The sequence below is a fragment of the Thermus sp. NMX2.A1 genome (assembly GCF_000511705.1).
Classification (GTDB): domain Bacteria; phylum Deinococcota; class Deinococci; order Deinococcales; family Thermaceae; genus Thermus; species Thermus scotoductus.
The window spans coordinates 1-14,003 of record NZ_ATNI01000027.1 but is presented as its reverse complement, the minus strand read 5'-3'; the positions used below and the strand labels follow the sequence as shown (position 1 = coordinate 14,003).

Genomic DNA, 14,003 nt, shown 5'->3' with positions numbered 1-14,003 from the left:
AGGAAGCTTAGCGGCCCAAGCCCACCTGGTTGGCGATGGCCTGGGCGGCGTTGGCGGCCGCCTGGGGGCTCTTGGTCTGCAGGAAGATCTCCATCACGGTGCCGAACTGGCTCATGAAGCTTTCCGGAGCCACGGCCCCGTGGACCAAAGAGCCCACGATGCGGTTGGACTTCCAGTCCTTCATCGCCGCCTGGCCGTAGGCGTTGTACTTGGCGGGGTCGGAGTCCAGCCGGGCGGAGATGGAGCCCTTCAGGGGGTTAAAGGTGTCCTGGCCCTCCTTGGAGCCCACCAACTTGAGCCAGTTGATGGCGTTTTGCCGGTTCTTGGCTCCCTTGGGCAGGCCAAAGGAGTCGGAGAGCATCATGAAGACCCCTTGGGTGCCGGGGGAGGGGGCCCAGGCGAAGTCCACACCGGGCTTCAGCTTCAGCGTGGTGCTCATGTAGCCGGCGGCCCAGTCGCCCATGATGTTGAAAGCGGCCTTGCCCTGGACTACCCGGTCCACCGCCTGTTGCCAGGAAAGCCCCGCGGCGTCCTTGTTGGCGCAATCCAGCACCTTGCCAAAGGTTTCCCATACGGCCACCGCCTTGGGGTCGGTGAACTTTAGCTTGCCGCTCCAGAGGTTATTCCAGCCGTCGGCTCCCAGGGTGGCCAGGGCCACGCTTTCCCAAAGGTGCTGCTGGGTCCAGTTCTCGCCCAGGGCCAAGGGTGCTTCAAGGCCCTTCCGCTTCAAGGTCTGGCAGGTGGCGAGGAACTCCGCCCAGGTCTTGGGCGGGGTCACCCCCCATTCCTTCAGCTTGGCGGGGATGTACCACATGACGTTGGAGCGGTGGATGTTGACGGGCACGCTCCAGATGCCTCCCTTGTAGGAGAGGAGGTCGATGAGGCCCTTGGGGAAGGCTTGGAGCCAACCCTCCTGCCGGAAGAGGCTGGTGAGGTCCTCCATGCGGTCGGCCACCACCCAGGTGCCGATGAGTTCCTGCCCGGCGTGCACCTGGAAGGTATCGGGCGGGTCACCGCCCAGCATGCGGGTCTTCAGGACCGCCTTGGCGTTCACCCCTGCCCCGCCGGTAACCGTGGCGTTGATGACCTCCACACCGGGATACTTTTGCTTATAAAGCCGGATGAGGGCCTCGAGGGCCGGGCCTTCGTCTCCCGCCCACCAGGAGAAGATCTCCAGCTTGCCCGTCTGGGCCAGGGCGCTAAGCCCCAAGGCCACGCCGATCGCCAAAAGCCACTTCCTCATACCTACCTCCATTGCGACGTGGGCTTTCTGCCCACAGGCCGCCCAGCTCGAAAAACCTCACCAAAAAGAGGCTAGCCCCACCCACCGCCGGGGCCAGGTGACCATAAAGGGAAGGTTGCACGGGCAAGGAACGATGGGCTTCCAGGAAGGCATGGGCCGCCAAGGACTGGCGCAAGGATTGCTCCAGGTAGGGGAAGAACTCGGCCGCCTTGCCCCCTATGACCACCCGGGCCGGGTCGTAGGCCACCGCCAGGTTGGCGAGGAACCGCCCCAAGGCCTCGCCCAGATGATGGATGGCCTCGAGGGCCAAAGCCTCCCCCTGCTTGGCCTGCTGGAGCAGGGCCTCGAGGGCCCCCGCCTTTCCGCCCAGGGACCGGTAATGCTCCAAGAGGGCACCGAGGCCCAGTTCGGTTTCCAGGCACCCCACCCGGCCGCAGGCGCAGGGCTTGTGCCCCTGGCCGAGCCAGTGGCCCAGCTCCCCAGCGGCCCCACCCGCTCCCCGCAGGATCCGGCTATCCGATACCACCCCGATTCCCAAGCCCGTGCTGAGCACCAGGTAGGCGAGGTTAGCCTCGCCGTGAAAGAAGACCTCGGACAGGGCCGAGGCCTTGGCATCGTTTTCCAAGGCCGTGGGCAGGGGAAAGTGGGAAAGCAGGGGCCGGAGGTCCAGGTTTTTCCAGCCCAGGTTGGGGACCAGGAGGAGCCGGTCCTCCACCACCACCCCAGGCAGGGTGAACCCCAGGCCCAAGGGCCCCGGTACATGGGGAAGAATCTCCTGCAGAAGCCGTTCCAGACGTTCCCTGGGACCGGCCTCCCGGGGGTGGCTCCATTCCTTGGCCCATAGAACCTCTCCCCGCCAGTTCAGGGCCAGAAGGACGGTTTCCTCCACCCCCAGTTCCGCGCCTAGGGCAAAGCGGGCGCCAGGGCGTAGGTGCAAGAGGGTGCCGGGCCGGCCCACGGGGGGAGAGGTAAAGGCCCCTTCCTCCAGAAGGCCCTCCTGTAAAAGCTCATCCACCAGGCGGCTTACCGCGCTTTTAGCCAAACCGGTAAGCCGGGAAAGGTCCGCCCGGGTAAGGGGGCCCCGCCTCAGGTGGGCCAGAATAGCCCGGCGGTTGAGCCTGCGGATTTCCCGCGTGTCCCCTTTGCGCATCCCAGTTCCTTTCCCTTTGCCCTTTAGTTCGTTCTCGGGACTAAGTAAATCACCCGTCCCCGAATGTGTCAAGCCCTTGCCTTTTTGCCCCATTAGGCTTAGCCTGGCCTTAAGGCCCGCTAGGGCCTCAAAGCCAGGTCCGTTGCCCTGGTGCCTGGGCGCGTAGTCCAGGCTTAAAGTGGGGAAGTCCGGTGCAAGTCCGGCGCTGTCCCGCAACGGTAACCGGCCACGCTTTGGGCTTAAGCTTCGCAGGCCGGAAGCCCGAATACCTGCCAGGGCCGCCCGCCAGACCCCGAGGCGGGCACCTCACGCGGATGGGGGAGCGATGGGGGTTTGCAAAGCCATTTGCGCCCCTGCCGCTTTCCGGCAGGGGTTTTCCCTACCTCCCCCGGGCCTGGCCCTAGCGGCCTTAGGGAGGTAGGCATGAGGAGAGTTCTTTCGGTTCTTTCGGTTCTTCTGGCGCTGGCCTTTGCTTTTCCCCTTACCCTCACCGACGACCTAGGGCGCACGGTCACGGTCAAGGCACCGCCCAAACGGATCGTCACCATGTTGCCCTCGGTGACGGAAACGGTCTGCGCCCTAGGGGCTTGCGACCGCATCGTGGCCACCGACGACTACTCCGACTGGCCCGAGAGGGTGAAGGCCCTGCCCAAGGCGGGGGGGCTTTACAATCCCAACCCCGAGTTCATCGTTTCTCTGAAGCCGGATCTGGTTCTGGTTTCCAAGTACGGGCGTTTGTACGAAACCCTGGAGCGGGCGGGCCTAACGGTGTATGCGGTGCGCACCGAGACCTACGAGGACATCTTCCGCACCACCCGCACCCTGGGGAGGCTTCTTGGCCTCGAGGCCCAGGCGGAGCGCCTGGTGGCCCAGATTCAGCGGGAGGTGTACCAGGAGGAGTCCCGTGCGGCCAAGGCCACGACCCGGCCCCGGGTTTACTATGAGATCGACCCCACTCCCTACACCGTGGGTCCGGAGAGCTTCATCGGGGTCCTGATCCAAAAGGCCCGGGGGGTGAACATCATCCCCAAGGAGCTGGGTCTTTTCCCCAAGATCGCCCCCGAGTTCGTGGTGGAGAAGAACCCCGAGGTGATCGTGGCCACCTACCCGGGTGCCCTGGAAACCATCCGGGCCAGGCCTGGCTGGAGCCGGGTGAAGGCGGTGCAGATAGGGCGCATCTGCGTGTTTACCGAGGGTCAGGATAGCCTCCTCTCCCGCCCAGGCCCCCGGGTGGCCCAAGGGCTTAGGCTTCTGGTGGATTGCTTCCATGGGCGTTAGGCCATGACCCGGGCCCTCCCCCTGGCCCTTAGGCGGAGCCTGGTCTTTTTCTGGCTCCTCCTCCTGCTCCTCCTGGCCCTGGTGTTGGGGGTAGCCATGGGGGCGGTGAGCCTGCCGCCGGGCGAGGTGCTCCAGGCCCTTTTGGGCCTAAAGGAGAATCCCATCGTCACGGAGATGCGGCTCCCCAGGGTCCTGGGGGGGATGCTGGTGGGGGCGGCCTTGGGGATGGCGGGGGCCAGCTTCCAGGGGCTTTTCCGCAATCCCCTGGCCGACCCCTATCTCATGGGCTCGGCGGCGGGAGCGGCCTTCGCCGTGGCCCTTCTGGCCAGCTTGCTGGGGGGCCTGGCCCCCGCCTTTGCCCAGCACGCCATCTTCCAAAGCCTGCCCCTTTCCGCTACCCTCTTCGGGTTCCTCGGGGCCCTCTCCGCCAGCTTCCTCACCCTGGTTCTGGCAGGGGGGGCGGCCCGGACGGGGGAGCTGGTTCTGGCAGGGGTGGTGGTGGGGAGCGTTCTGACCGGGGCCACCACCTACCTGATGATGCAGGACGCCGACCGGGTGCGGGCGGTCTTCGCCTACACCCTGGGCAACCTGGCCTTCATGGGCTGGCCTTCGGTGAAGGCCATGGTCCTTTTTTTCCTTCTGGCCCTTCCCCCGCTCTTGCTTTTAGGGCGGGTGTTGAACGCCCTCCAGCTGGGGGAGGAGGTGGCCCGGAGTATGGGGCTACCCCTCGAGGGCCTGAAACTCCTCCTCCTCCTTGCCGCAAGCCTGTTGGTGGCTGCTGCCGTGGCCCAGGCGGGGATCATCGGCTTCGTGGGCCTGATTACCCCCCATCTCCTCCGGCGCCTCTTGGGCGAGGATTACCGGTTGCTTCTGCCTGCTTCTGCCCTAGGCGGGGCGGTTCTCCTAACGCTGGCGGACCTCCTGGCCCGCACCCTTACCCGGCCGGCGGAGCTTCCCGTGGGGGTGGTGACCACTCTTCTTGGGGGGCCATTCTTCCTGTACCTGATGTGGAGGCGGCGTGGAAGGGCTTGAGGCCAAGGGGATCGTGGGGCCCTATGCCCTCTTAGGGGTGGACCTGGCCGTAAGGCCGGGGGAGTGGGTGACCCTTTTGGGCCCCAATGGATCGGGGAAGAGCACCCTTCTGAGGGTTATGGCGGGGCTCCTCCGGCCCAGGGCAGGGGGGGTCTTTCTGGAGGGGAAGCCCCTTCGGGGTTATGGAAGCTATGCCCGGGGCCGGCTCCTCGCCTACCTGCCCCAGGGAGGCCCCTACCCGGAGGGGCTCTTGGTGGAGGAGGTGGTGCGCTTAGGAAGGCTTCCCCACCTGGGCCTTTGGGGGCGCGAGGGGCGGGAGGATGTGGAAGCGGTGGAGTGGGCTTTGGAGGTTACGGGGGCTTCCCGTTTCCGGGGCCGGTACCTGGGTAGCCTTTCCGGCGGGGAGCGCCAGCGGGTTCTTCTGGCCCGGGCCCTGGCGGCGAGGCCCCGCTACCTCCTTCTGGACGAACCCACCACCTTCCTGGACCTGGAATACCAGGGTGGGCTTCTGGCCCTCTTCCAAAACCTGGTTGCCAAGGGGATGGGGATTCTTTCCGTCCTTCACGACCCCAACCAGGCGGCTTTGGCCGGACGGGTGGCGGTGTTGAAAGGAGGACGGCTTTTGGCGGAAGGAGAGCCGGAGGCGGTGCTCACGGAAGCCCTTCTGCAAAACCTCTACGGCCCAGGGGTGCGGGTGGCCCACCTCATGGGGAGGCCCCATGTCTACCTGGACGGATAGGGCCAGGCTCTACATCCGGGGCCGGGCTTTCCTCCTGGACCTTGGGGAGGAGGTGGCCTTTTACACGGAATCCGGACCCAAGAGGGCCCGTTACCTCCTGGTGGGTAAGCTTTCCCTGCCCGAGCGCCTGCGGCTTGGCCTGCCCCGGGAAGGGGTTCTCCACTACCCTTTGCCGGTGGACCCCTTGGCCTTTGAGTGGGAGGGGGAGACCCTGATCCTTCCGGGGCTCAGGGTGTATCTGGGAGGACCTCCGGCCTTTGTGGAAACCCCTTACTACGCCTGGCGGCTGGGGTGAGGCCAAGAAGCCCTTGACGGAAACCCCGCCACGGGGTAGGGTGAACTTACCGACCGTTCGGTCGCCAGACACAGGAGGTGGCGGATGCGGCTAAAGGACAAGGTGGTGCTGATCACGGGAGCGGCCCACGGGATCGGCCGGGCTACCCTGGAGCTGTTTGCCCGGGAGGGGGCCAGGCTGGTGGCCTGCGATCTGGAGGAGGAGCCCCTAAGGGAGGCGGCGGCGGCCACGGGGGCCTTGGCCCTTCCCATGAACGTGGCCGACCCGCTTTCCGTGGAGAGGGGATTCCAGGAGGCCCTTCAGGCCATGGGCCGCCTGGACGGGGTGGTGCACTATGCCGGCATCACCCGGGACAACTTCCACTGGAACATGCCCCTGGAGGACTGGGAGGCGGTGTTGAGGGTGAACCTTACGGGAAGCTTCCTGGTGGCCAAAGCGGCCTCCGAGGCCATGCGGGAGCGGAACCCTGGTTCCATTGTGCTCACCAGTTCCCGGGTGTACCTGGGTAACCTGGGGCAGGCCAACTATGCGGCTTCCAAGGCGGGGGTGGTGGGGCTTACCCGCACCCTGGCCCTGGAGCTGGGGCGGTACGGGATCCGGGTGAACGCCCTGGCCCCCGGGTTCATCGAGACCCGGATGACGGCTAAGGTGCCGGAGAAGGTGCGGGAGAAGGCCATCGCCGCCACACCCTTGGGCCGGGCCGGCCAGCCCATAGAGGTGGCCTACGCCGCCCTTTTCCTGGTTTCGGATGAATCCAGTTTCATCACCGGCCAGGTCCTCTTCGTGGATGGGGGTAGAACGGTGGGGGCTGCTCCCGCCTGAGGGTAGGGAGGCTAGGTCCCCAAGGGGGAACCATGGATTTTTCCCGGCTGGATGGTTTTTTGAAGAGGCAGGTGGCTGAGGGGCTTCTTCCCGGGTATGTGGCCCTGGTGGCCCGGGGGGGAGAGGTGGTCTACCAGGGAGTGGGAGGGTATCTGGATCCGGAAAGGGCTCTTCCCATGCGGGAAGACGCTCTTTTCCGCATCTACTCCATGACCAAGCCCTGGGTTTCCGCCCTAGCCCTCACCTTCGTGGAGGAGGGCAGCCTTTCCCTTCTGGACCCTGTGGAAAAGTACCTGCCGGGGTTCGCCGGGGTCAAGGTGGGGCGGGAAGTGGGGGAGGAGGTGGCCCTCGAGGCCCTTAGGCGGCCCCTCACCGTCTACGACCTCCTGCGCCACACGGCGGGCTTTACCTATGGGGTCTTCTTCCGCTCCCCGGTGAAACGGCTCTACCTGGAGGCGGGGGTGGACCGGTTTGACCTTTCCCGGGAGGAATTTCTTGGGCGCCTGACCGCTTTGCCCCTGCGCTTTCAGCCGGGAGAGGCCTTTGAGTACGGGCTTTCCACCGATGTGCTTGGACATCTTTTGGAGGTGCTTTCGGGGAGAAGCCTGGCGGAGCTCTTGGAGGAACGGGTGTTCGCCCCCTTGGGGATGCGGAACTCGGGCTTTCTGGCCAGGGATCCCACCCGTTTGGCAAGGCCCTTCCCCCAGGACCCGGAAACGGGCAGGTCCATCCGCCTGATCCCCGTGGAGGCGGAGCCCCCCCGGTATGCGGGGGGCCTGGGCGGGGTGAGCACGGCCTGGGACTACCTGCGGTTCCTGGAGGCCCTGCGCACGGGCCGGGGTGTGTTGCACCCGAGCCTGTGCCGCCTCATGACCCACGACCACCTGGGTCCCCTTTACGAAGCCGGGTTGCGGCGGGGCTTGGAGTACACCCCAGGTCCGGGTTACGGCTTTGGCCTGGGGGTGGCGGTGCGTTTGGGCCATGGGGGTCTGGCTCCGGGAAGCCCCGGCGACTTCTACTGGTGGGGGTTTGCCGGCACGTATTTCCTGGTGGATCCCCCCCTGGAACTGAGCGCCTTGCTTTTCACCCAGGCCCCCAATCTCCTTTCCGTGCTGGAGCCGGAAAAGGCTCTTCACTCCCGGCTTGGGCAGCGGCTTGGCCTGGCCTTCCGCACCCTGGTTTACGGGGCCCTTTCCTGAAGGGCCTCTACCCCAATGGCCTGGGCCAGCTCCTCGGGAAGGCGCAATACCTCCCCTGCCATTTCGATGCCCACCCCGTCACCTTTCTCCACCACCCTAAGGACCTTTCCAGGAACCAGGCCCAGCTTGGCCAGGAGGTTGAGGGTGCCCCGGTCCTGGGCCAGGGCCCGCACCACCCGGGCCTTCCCCAAGGGGGCCTGGGAGAGGGGGAGGGCTGGGGCTTCCGGCAGGGCCAGGTCCTTGGTGGGGATGGGGTCCCCGTGGGGGTCAAAGGGAGGGTGGCCTAACAACTCGGCGATCCTTTCCTCAAAGGCCTCGCTGATCACGTGCTCTAGCCGTTCCGCCTCCTGGTGGACCTCTTCCCAACCGTAGCCGAGGGCCTGGTGCAGGTAGGCCTCGAGGAGCCGGTGGTGCCTTAGGACCTCCAGGGCGATCCGCCGCCCGGCCTCGGTGAGCCGGGCCCCCTGGTAGGGGGCATGCTCCACCAGGCCCAAGGCGGTGAGCTTCTTGAGCATCTCCGTCACCGAGGGGGGTTTAACCCCCAAGCGCTCGGCAAGCGCCTGGGTGGGCACCGGGCCTTGCCGCTCCGCCTCCAGGAGGAAAAGCTGCTTAAGGTAGTCCTCCTGGGCCTCGGACAGGGGAGGGCGCGCCATCCCCCTCAAGGTAGCATGAAACCCTAGGGGTTAAAGAAGCTTCTTGGCCCAGGGGGGAGGCCCTAGGCCCAGGAGGCCTTTAAGCCCCAGGGCTGCCTCCACGCCCTGGGTGCCGTAGTTGTTGTTGAAGATGACGAAAACCGTCTCGGCCTTCTCCGCAAGGGTCAGGGTAGCCTGGGCCAGGTCCTGAAGCTCCTCTTCCGAGTAACGCCAGTTGAAGCGCTCGTAGGGCTTCTGGTGCGGGCCTTTCCAGGACTCTGCGTTTCTTCCGTGGCATCGGAGCACCGCCACGGGGTGGGTGGGTTCCAGGACCCGGGGTGGGGCCTCGGGATGGAGTGGGGCATCCACGCTCACGTGGATATCCCCGCCCTCCTAAAGGGGGCGGGGGCCTCCTTTTTGCGTTGGGCTACGTTTACCTAAGGGATACCGCAGGAAAATGAAAAAATGGAAGCCTTTTGGCCTCGGCCTAAGTTAGTGGTGAGCGCTTGCTTAGGTTTTGCTGCGGTGCGCTACTCAGGGCAACTTATACCCGACCGCTTCGTGGCCACTTTACGGGATTATGTGGACTTTGTTCCCATCTGTCCGGAGGTGGAAATCGGTCTTGGGGTGCCTAGGCCCCCGGTGCGGCTGGTGCGGGATGACGGGAGGGTGCGGATGGTCCAACCCCTGACGGGGGAGGACTTAACGGAACGGATGGCGGCTTTCAGCCAGGAGTTTCTTGCCTCCTTAGGCCAAGTGGCGGGCTTTATCCTGAAAAACCGTTCCCCCTCCTGTGCCCTTAAGGATGCGAAGGTCCATGCCCACCCCGATCAGGGCGGGGTGGTAGCGAGGGGCCCCGGGCTTTTCGCCTGTGCGGTAGAGGCGGCCTTCCCTCTTGTACCCAAGGAGGACGAGGGCCGTCTTACCCATGCTCGCATTCGAAGCCACTTCCTCATGCGTATCTTCGCCCTGGCACGGATCCGGCGCCTCGAGGATCTCCCTAGCCTCATGGCTTTTCACGCTCGGTATAAACTCCTTCTCCACGCTCACCAGCAAGCGGGAACCAAGGCCTTGGGAAGGCTTTTGGCAGGGGCCAGAGGGAGGCCTTTCTTAGAGGTGCGCCAGGCCTATGAGGAGGGGTTTTTGCGGGTTACGCAGCTTCCTTTCCGTCTCCCGGCCATGGCCGATGCCCTCCTTCATGCCTTTGGGTACTTCAAAAAGGCCCTTTCTCCCAAGGAGAAGGCCCATTTCCAGGACCTTCTAGTGGACTTTCGGGAACAAAGGGTGCCCCTCGAGGCCCCTTTGGCCCTCCTTCGTTCCTGGGCCTTGCGGTTTGGGGCAGGCTATTTGGAAGCTCAAGCCCTTTTTGAGCCCTATCCCCGGGGCCTTATGGACCTTACGTTTTAGGTTCTATCCGCCCTTGGGCTTCTTGGGGGTTCTTGGCCCCTATGGCGAACAGGGCGATGCGCATCTCCGAAAGATAGTCTTTCAGGTAATTCTGGACAGCTTCCGGCCCCTCGAGGGCTGGCTTTAGGAGGGGCCTTGCCGCCGACACGAGGTTGGCTCCTAGGGCCAGGGCCTTCACGGCGTCCGTCCCGATATACACCCCGCCGGAGGCCACGAGGGGAATGTGGGGCAGGACTTCCCGTACTTCCTGGATGGCTTGGGCGGTGGGAATGCCTATCTCGCAAAGCTCGGGGTGGCGCACCTCTCCATAGCGAACCCACTCCTCTACCCGGGCCCAACTGGTCCCTCCGGCTCCGGCCACATCTATGGCTGCCAAGGGTAGGTCCTTTAACGCCAGGGCCGCTTCGCGGCCCAAGCCATGGCCCACCTCCTTTACCATCACCGGAAAAGGCAGGGGGAGAAGCGTCTCCAGGATCCTAAGCAGACCAAAGAAGTCCGTATCCCCCTTTTGCACCGCTTCCTGGAGTGGGTTGATGTGGAGGGCCAGGGCATCCGCTTCCAAAAGCTCCACTAGCCGGATCAGGGCATCTCGGCGATACCGCGTTAGCTGAACCAAGCCCAGGTTAGCAATCAGAAGGATTTTGGGGGCTACCTGGCGCACTTTAAAACTCTTAAGCGTTTCTGGGCGTTCCAGAACCAGCCGGCCTGAGCCTAGCATCATCCCTATTCCTAGACTCTCGGCAGCCTCTGCCAGGGCATGGTTGATTCTCTGGCCCAGGGCTTCCCCTCCGGTCATGGCTCCTATGAGAAAGGGCGCTTTGAGGGTTTTGCCCAGAAAGGGGGTGCTGAGGTCCACTTGAGAAAGGCTCAGGCCTGCGAGGGCCTGGTAGCGCAGGCGGTAGCCTTCCAGGCCCGTACTAACCCGTTGGTAGGCCACCTGGCCTTCCAAGCAGGCCTCGAGGTGCTTCCGCTTCCTCTCTATCGCGTTCAAGAGGTCACCTCCAATAAGGCCTTGGGGGCTTTTTCCAACCCTAGGTCGTGGGCGATGAGCCGGGCCGTTATCTTGGCGGACATCATTACGCTAGGAAGCCCTGCTCCTGGCTGGTAGCTTTGCCCCACCAAGTAGAGCCCCTTTACGTCCTCAGAGCGGTTGTGGGGGCGGAAACTGGCCGTCTGCCATAGGATGGGTTCAGGGCCGAAGCCGTTTCCTAGGTGGCTATTTAGAGTCCATTGGAAGTAGTCTGGAGTGATGAAATGGGTGCAAACCAGGCGCTCCATGAGTCCGGGAAGATAGCCGGCTTCATCCAGGTACCGTAGAGCCTTTTCCATGTAGCGTGGCCCCAGAGTCTGCCAGTCTAGGCCGCTTCCGTTATGAGGCACGGGCACCAGGGTGTAAGCGGCGTGGTGGCCTTCTGGGGCTAGGCTGGGGTCGGTGAGGGTGGGGAGATGCAGATAGTGAGCGAAGTCCTCGGGTAGAGTTTTCCGTTGGAAAATGTCCTGGAGCAGACCCTCGTAGCGTTCGGAAAAGAGCACGTTGTGATGGCGTAGGTTCCTCCCCTCGTCCCCCTGGGCCCGGAAGCCAAAATAGCCCACGAAGAGGCTCATGGAAAGGCGGGTGCGCTTGAGCCGAAGGTCCGAGTGCCAACGCCGGTCCTCGGGGGAGAGCAACTCGCCATAAGTGTGGATGTAGTCGGCGTTGGAGACCACCACGTCGGCTGGGATCTTTTCCCCATCCTCCAAGACCACCCCCTTTACCCTTCGGTTGTGTGTGAGGATGCGGCGTACGGGAGCGTTATAACGGATCCTCCCCCCTAGTTCCTCCAGTTTACGCACCAGGCCCTGCACCAAGGCCCCTGTGCCCCCCATGGCGAAGTGCACCCCCCAGTTCCGCTCCACAAAGTGGATCATGACATAGAGGGCGGGCACGGAGAGAGGATTTCCCCCTATGAGCAGGCTTTCAAAGGAGAAGATCCGCTGCATCTTAGGATTTTTGAAATACCTCTTTACAAAAGAGAGAAGAGGAAAGACCGCACCCATTCGCAGGAGATCGGGGGCGACCTTGAGTAGGTCAAGGAGGCTTCCGAAGTGGGTGAAACCCAACTCTAAAAAGCCTCTCTGGAAGATGGCCTTGGCATCTCGTTCAAAGCGCAGATAGCCTTCCAGGTCTTCCGGGGCTAGGCGGCGGATCTCGGCGAGAAGGTATTCTCGGTTATTATTGTAGTCAAAATAGCTGCCGTCGGGAAAATGGATGCGGTAAAAGGGGTCCAAAGGGACCAGCTTCAAGTACCGGGAGGTATGGGTAAGGTTCTCTCCTTCAGGAAAATCAGGGTAGAGCCTGGGATCCCCCGGTTGGGTGGCGAAGAGGTCTTCCAAAAAAATGGGCACAGTGATCACCGTGGGCCCCATGTCAAAGGTGAACCCGTTCTTTCGCAGTACCCGGGCCCGGCCCCCAGGTCCATCCAGCTTCTCCAAGACCAACACCTCAAGGCCCAAGGCCGCTAGGCGGATGGCGACGGAAAGCCCCCCCAGGCCGCTACCGATTACCAGTGCGCGCATGGCAGGAGTTTAACCCTCCCTTTCTGGGAGAGCCTGGGTTTTAGCCTACATTGTGGGCCTGCCTTTCCACTTTTTGCCTGGCAGGAGGGCCCGAAGGTAGATGGGCAAGAGCAAAACCGGGGCCAAAGGGGTAAAGAGGGAGGGCCACCAGGCCTCTCCCAAAGCCACCTGAACCAAAAGCCTTTCCCCTAAGCCCAGAAGCCCCAGGTCTAACCGTCCGAAGAGCCAGGGGAGGGTGTAGAGGGCCAAATGGTAGAAGGCCGAACCCAAGAGGATGGCAGGGTTTTTAAGGTGGATATCCAGGAAGTTCTTGCCAAACCCCTCCACGGCCTCCCGGTAGGTTGGGTACATCCGTGCTCGGAACAAGGCTGTTCCCAAGACCAGACGGTAGGTTGGGGCTTTCCGGGCCAAGGCTACGTCTTCCAGAATCTCACCCTTTACTGCCTCATGCCCTCCCAGGGCGAAATACAGGTCTCGGCGGATGGCTAGTACCTGGCCGTTGGCCACCCGGAGGCGCTGCAGATAGGGATGGGGGAGGAAGGAGAAAAGACCTCCCATCACGAAAGGAACCACAGCTGCGGTAAGCGGGTTTGCCACTTCCTGCCTCGGCAAGGCTGAGAGGAAAGGCCACTTCCTTAAGCCGGCGAGGATTCCCCCTAAGGCACCGTCCTCCCAGGCCACATCTGCGTCGGTGAAGACCAGGATCTCCCCCTTGGCTTCCTTAGCCAGTTGCCAGCAGGCCCAGTTCTTTCCCTTCCAGTTTTTGGGGAGGGGTTTTCCAGGGATCAAGCGGAAGGAGGGATGGTTTTTCCCCCCCACTTCCTCAGCCACCCGGGCGGTTTCGTCCTCTGAGAGATCGTCCAGGACTAAAACCTCGAGAGCCCCCTGCCTTAGGAGGCGGGGTAGGTTTTGCCGGAGGTTTTCCGCCTCGTTTCTCGCTGGGACCAGGAGGGAGACGGAGGCGCCTTGGGGGGTGGGTAGGGGCTTGAGGCGGGGAAAGGAAAGGAGGTTGTAGAGGAGGGCGAGCCAGCGGAGTAGAAGGAAGAGGAGGACACCGAAGAAGAAGTCAAAGGTTAGAGGGAGGTCCATAGCCGCTTCAAAGCCTCCACCCAGGGTTGGACCCTTTCCTCTAGGCTTCGCCTTCCCCTTAGAACCTCCCGGAACCCCTCGGGAATCTGACGGGGATGGGTGTTCCTCAGGATCTGGTCCAGCTGAGTGAGAAGTTCACCCAGCCTTTCCTCTAGGCTCACCTCGGGAGGGAGGGGCTTGCCCATCAGGATAAAGGCCTCGGGCTGCTCAAAGCCCCGCAAGACCACCCGTGTGGCCACGGGAAGGAGGGGTGTTCCGGCTTTCTTTGCTAACCACAGGGCTCCTGGGCGTAAGGGGCCCAAGGGGCCAGGATAGCCCATCCTTCCTTCTGGGAAGACCGCCACCCACTCTCCCCGGTTGAGACGCCTGAGGGCTTCCCGGAGCCGGTTTGCCTCCAAGGCCCCTACCAGGCTGAGGATGGGGAATGATCTTAGGTTTTCCTCTGCTATCAGAAGGCTTGTGGGTTTTCCAGCGAGCTGCCCCAAAAACCACACCAGGTGGCCGTCGTAGAAACTATGGTGGTTCATCACCAAAACTAAGGGATAAGGGGGGAGCTCTCCT

General features: G+C 63.5%; 14 protein-coding genes, 1 pseudogene and 1 riboswitch. Of the genes and pseudogenes, 7 read left to right on the top strand and 8 right to left on the bottom strand.

Annotated features, from left to right (window positions below):
- Positions 1 to 7 precede the first annotated feature (7 nt).
- A complete protein-coding gene (locus TNMX_RS01735; RefSeq protein WP_038028858.1) occupies positions 8 to 1,243 on the bottom strand; it encodes an ABC transporter substrate-binding protein in 1,236 nt (411 codons plus the stop codon).
- Entirely contained in the window at positions 1,200 to 2,393 is a 1,194-nt protein-coding gene (locus tag TNMX_RS01730; RefSeq protein ID WP_038028855.1) for an ROK family transcriptional regulator, read from the bottom strand. The genes TNMX_RS01735 and TNMX_RS01730 overlap by 44 nt, the downstream gene beginning before the upstream one ends.
- A gap of 131 nt (positions 2,394 to 2,524) precedes the next feature.
- Positions 2,525 to 2,685, top strand: a riboswitch (cobalamin riboswitch).
- 131 nt (positions 2,686 to 2,816) lie between these two features.
- Between TNMX_RS01730 and TNMX_RS01725 the strand changes: the two genes are divergently transcribed.
- The 6 genes from TNMX_RS01725 to TNMX_RS01700 all read left to right on the top strand — a co-directional run bounded on the left by TNMX_RS01725 (position 2,817) and on the right by TNMX_RS01700 (position 7,758).
- Positions 2,817 to 3,671: an ABC transporter substrate-binding protein gene (locus TNMX_RS01725; protein WP_038028853.1), complete on the top strand. Its 855-nt coding sequence runs from the start codon at positions 2,817 to 2,819 to the stop codon at positions 3,669 to 3,671.
- 3 nt (positions 3,672 to 3,674) lie between these two features.
- Positions 3,675 to 4,703, top strand: a complete 1,029-nt coding sequence (locus TNMX_RS01720; protein ID WP_038028851.1) for an iron ABC transporter permease — start codon at positions 3,675 to 3,677, stop codon at positions 4,701 to 4,703.
- Positions 4,690 to 5,442: an ABC transporter ATP-binding protein gene (locus TNMX_RS01715; protein ID WP_038028850.1), complete on the top strand. Its 753-nt coding sequence runs from the start codon at positions 4,690 to 4,692 to the stop codon at positions 5,440 to 5,442. The genes TNMX_RS01720 and TNMX_RS01715 overlap by 14 nt, the downstream gene beginning before the upstream one ends.
- A complete protein-coding gene (locus tag TNMX_RS01710; protein ID WP_015717361.1) occupies positions 5,423 to 5,737 on the top strand; it encodes a hypothetical protein in 315 nt (104 codons plus the stop codon). The genes TNMX_RS01715 and TNMX_RS01710 overlap by 20 nt, the downstream gene beginning before the upstream one ends.
- A gap of 84 nt (positions 5,738 to 5,821) precedes the next feature.
- On the top strand, positions 5,822 to 6,559 hold the full coding sequence (locus TNMX_RS01705; protein WP_038028847.1) for an SDR family oxidoreductase: 738 nt from the start codon (positions 5,822 to 5,824) through the stop codon (positions 6,557 to 6,559).
- Between the two features lie 32 nt (positions 6,560 to 6,591).
- Positions 6,592 to 7,758 (top strand): serine hydrolase, encoded by a 1,167-nt coding sequence (locus TNMX_RS01700; RefSeq protein ID WP_038028845.1) that lies wholly within the window; start codon positions 6,592 to 6,594, stop codon positions 7,756 to 7,758.
- Here TNMX_RS01700 and mntR read toward each other — a convergent pair.
- Both mntR and TNMX_RS01690 read right to left on the bottom strand, forming a co-directional pair.
- On the bottom strand, positions 7,740 to 8,411 hold the full coding sequence (mntR, locus tag TNMX_RS01695; protein ID WP_015717358.1) for a manganese-dependent transcriptional regulator MntR: 672 nt from the start codon (positions 8,409 to 8,411) through the stop codon (positions 7,740 to 7,742). The two genes, TNMX_RS01700 and mntR, sit on opposite strands and share 19 nt — an antisense overlap.
- Positions 8,412 to 8,441: 30 nt before the next feature.
- A pseudogene (locus tag TNMX_RS01690) lies at positions 8,442 to 8,777 on the bottom strand (DUF72 domain-containing protein); the annotation flags it as partial.
- Positions 8,778 to 8,855: 78 nt separating this feature from the next.
- Here TNMX_RS01690 and TNMX_RS01685 point away from each other — a divergent pair.
- On the top strand, positions 8,856 to 9,797 hold the full coding sequence (locus TNMX_RS01685) for a DUF523 and DUF1722 domain-containing protein (RefSeq protein WP_038028844.1): 942 nt from the start codon (positions 8,856 to 8,858) through the stop codon (positions 9,795 to 9,797).
- Here the strand turns inward: TNMX_RS01685 and fni are convergent.
- From fni to TNMX_RS01665, 4 genes are all read right to left on the bottom strand, one after another.
- Positions 9,787 to 10,788 carry a type 2 isopentenyl-diphosphate Delta-isomerase gene (gene fni, locus TNMX_RS01680; protein ID WP_038028842.1) on the bottom strand — a complete coding sequence of 334 codons (1,002 nt, stop codon included), beginning with the start codon at positions 10,786 to 10,788 and terminating at the stop codon, positions 9,787 to 9,789. The genes TNMX_RS01685 and fni overlap by 11 nt on opposite strands.
- Positions 10,785 to 12,353, bottom strand: coding sequence for a phytoene desaturase family protein (gene crtI, locus TNMX_RS01675; RefSeq protein ID WP_038028841.1), 1,569 nt, complete (start codon positions 12,351 to 12,353; stop codon positions 10,785 to 10,787). The genes fni and crtI overlap by 4 nt, the downstream gene beginning before the upstream one ends.
- 45 nt (positions 12,354 to 12,398) lie before the next feature.
- The gene (locus tag TNMX_RS01670; protein WP_038028839.1) at positions 12,399 to 13,442 is read right to left on the bottom strand and encodes a glycosyltransferase family 2 protein; all 1,044 of its coding nucleotides are present in this window, start codon (positions 13,440 to 13,442) and stop codon (positions 12,399 to 12,401) included.
- Positions 13,427 to 14,003 (bottom strand): lysophospholipid acyltransferase family protein (locus TNMX_RS01665; RefSeq protein WP_038028837.1); only part of this gene is annotated, 577 nt, incomplete at its 5' end. The genes TNMX_RS01670 and TNMX_RS01665, both read right to left, overlap by 16 nt.

Bases quoted from the DNA above. Each gene is read 5' to 3' on its own strand.
- TNMX_RS01700 (WP_038028845.1), top strand. From the start codon at position 6,592: ATGGATTTTTCCCGGCTGGATGGTTTTTTGAAGAGGCAGGTGGCTGAG.
- TNMX_RS01670 (WP_038028839.1), bottom strand. From the start codon at position 13,442: ATGGACCTCCCTCTAACCTTTGACTTCTTCTTCGGTGTCCTCCTCTTC.
- mntR (WP_015717358.1), bottom strand. From the start codon at position 8,411: ATGGCGCGCCCTCCCCTGTCCGAGGCCCAGGAGGACTACCTTAAGCAG.
- TNMX_RS01685 (WP_038028844.1), top strand. From the start codon at position 8,856: ATGGAAGCCTTTTGGCCTCGGCCTAAGTTAGTGGTGAGCGCTTGCTTA.
- TNMX_RS01730 (WP_038028855.1), bottom strand. From the start codon at position 2,393: ATGCGCAAAGGGGACACGCGGGAAATCCGCAGGCTCAACCGCCGGGCT.
- TNMX_RS01735 (WP_038028858.1), bottom strand. From the start codon at position 1,243: ATGAGGAAGTGGCTTTTGGCGATCGGCGTGGCCTTGGGGCTTAGCGCC.
- crtI (WP_038028841.1), bottom strand. From the start codon at position 12,353: ATGCGCGCACTGGTAATCGGTAGCGGCCTGGGGGGGCTTTCCGTCGCC.
- TNMX_RS01705 (WP_038028847.1), top strand. From the start codon at position 5,822: ATGCGGCTAAAGGACAAGGTGGTGCTGATCACGGGAGCGGCCCACGGG.
- TNMX_RS01720 (WP_038028851.1), top strand. From the start codon at position 3,675: ATGACCCGGGCCCTCCCCCTGGCCCTTAGGCGGAGCCTGGTCTTTTTC.
- TNMX_RS01725 (WP_038028853.1), top strand. From the start codon at position 2,817: ATGAGGAGAGTTCTTTCGGTTCTTTCGGTTCTTCTGGCGCTGGCCTTT.
- TNMX_RS01710 (WP_015717361.1), top strand. From the start codon at position 5,423: ATGTCTACCTGGACGGATAGGGCCAGGCTCTACATCCGGGGCCGGGCT.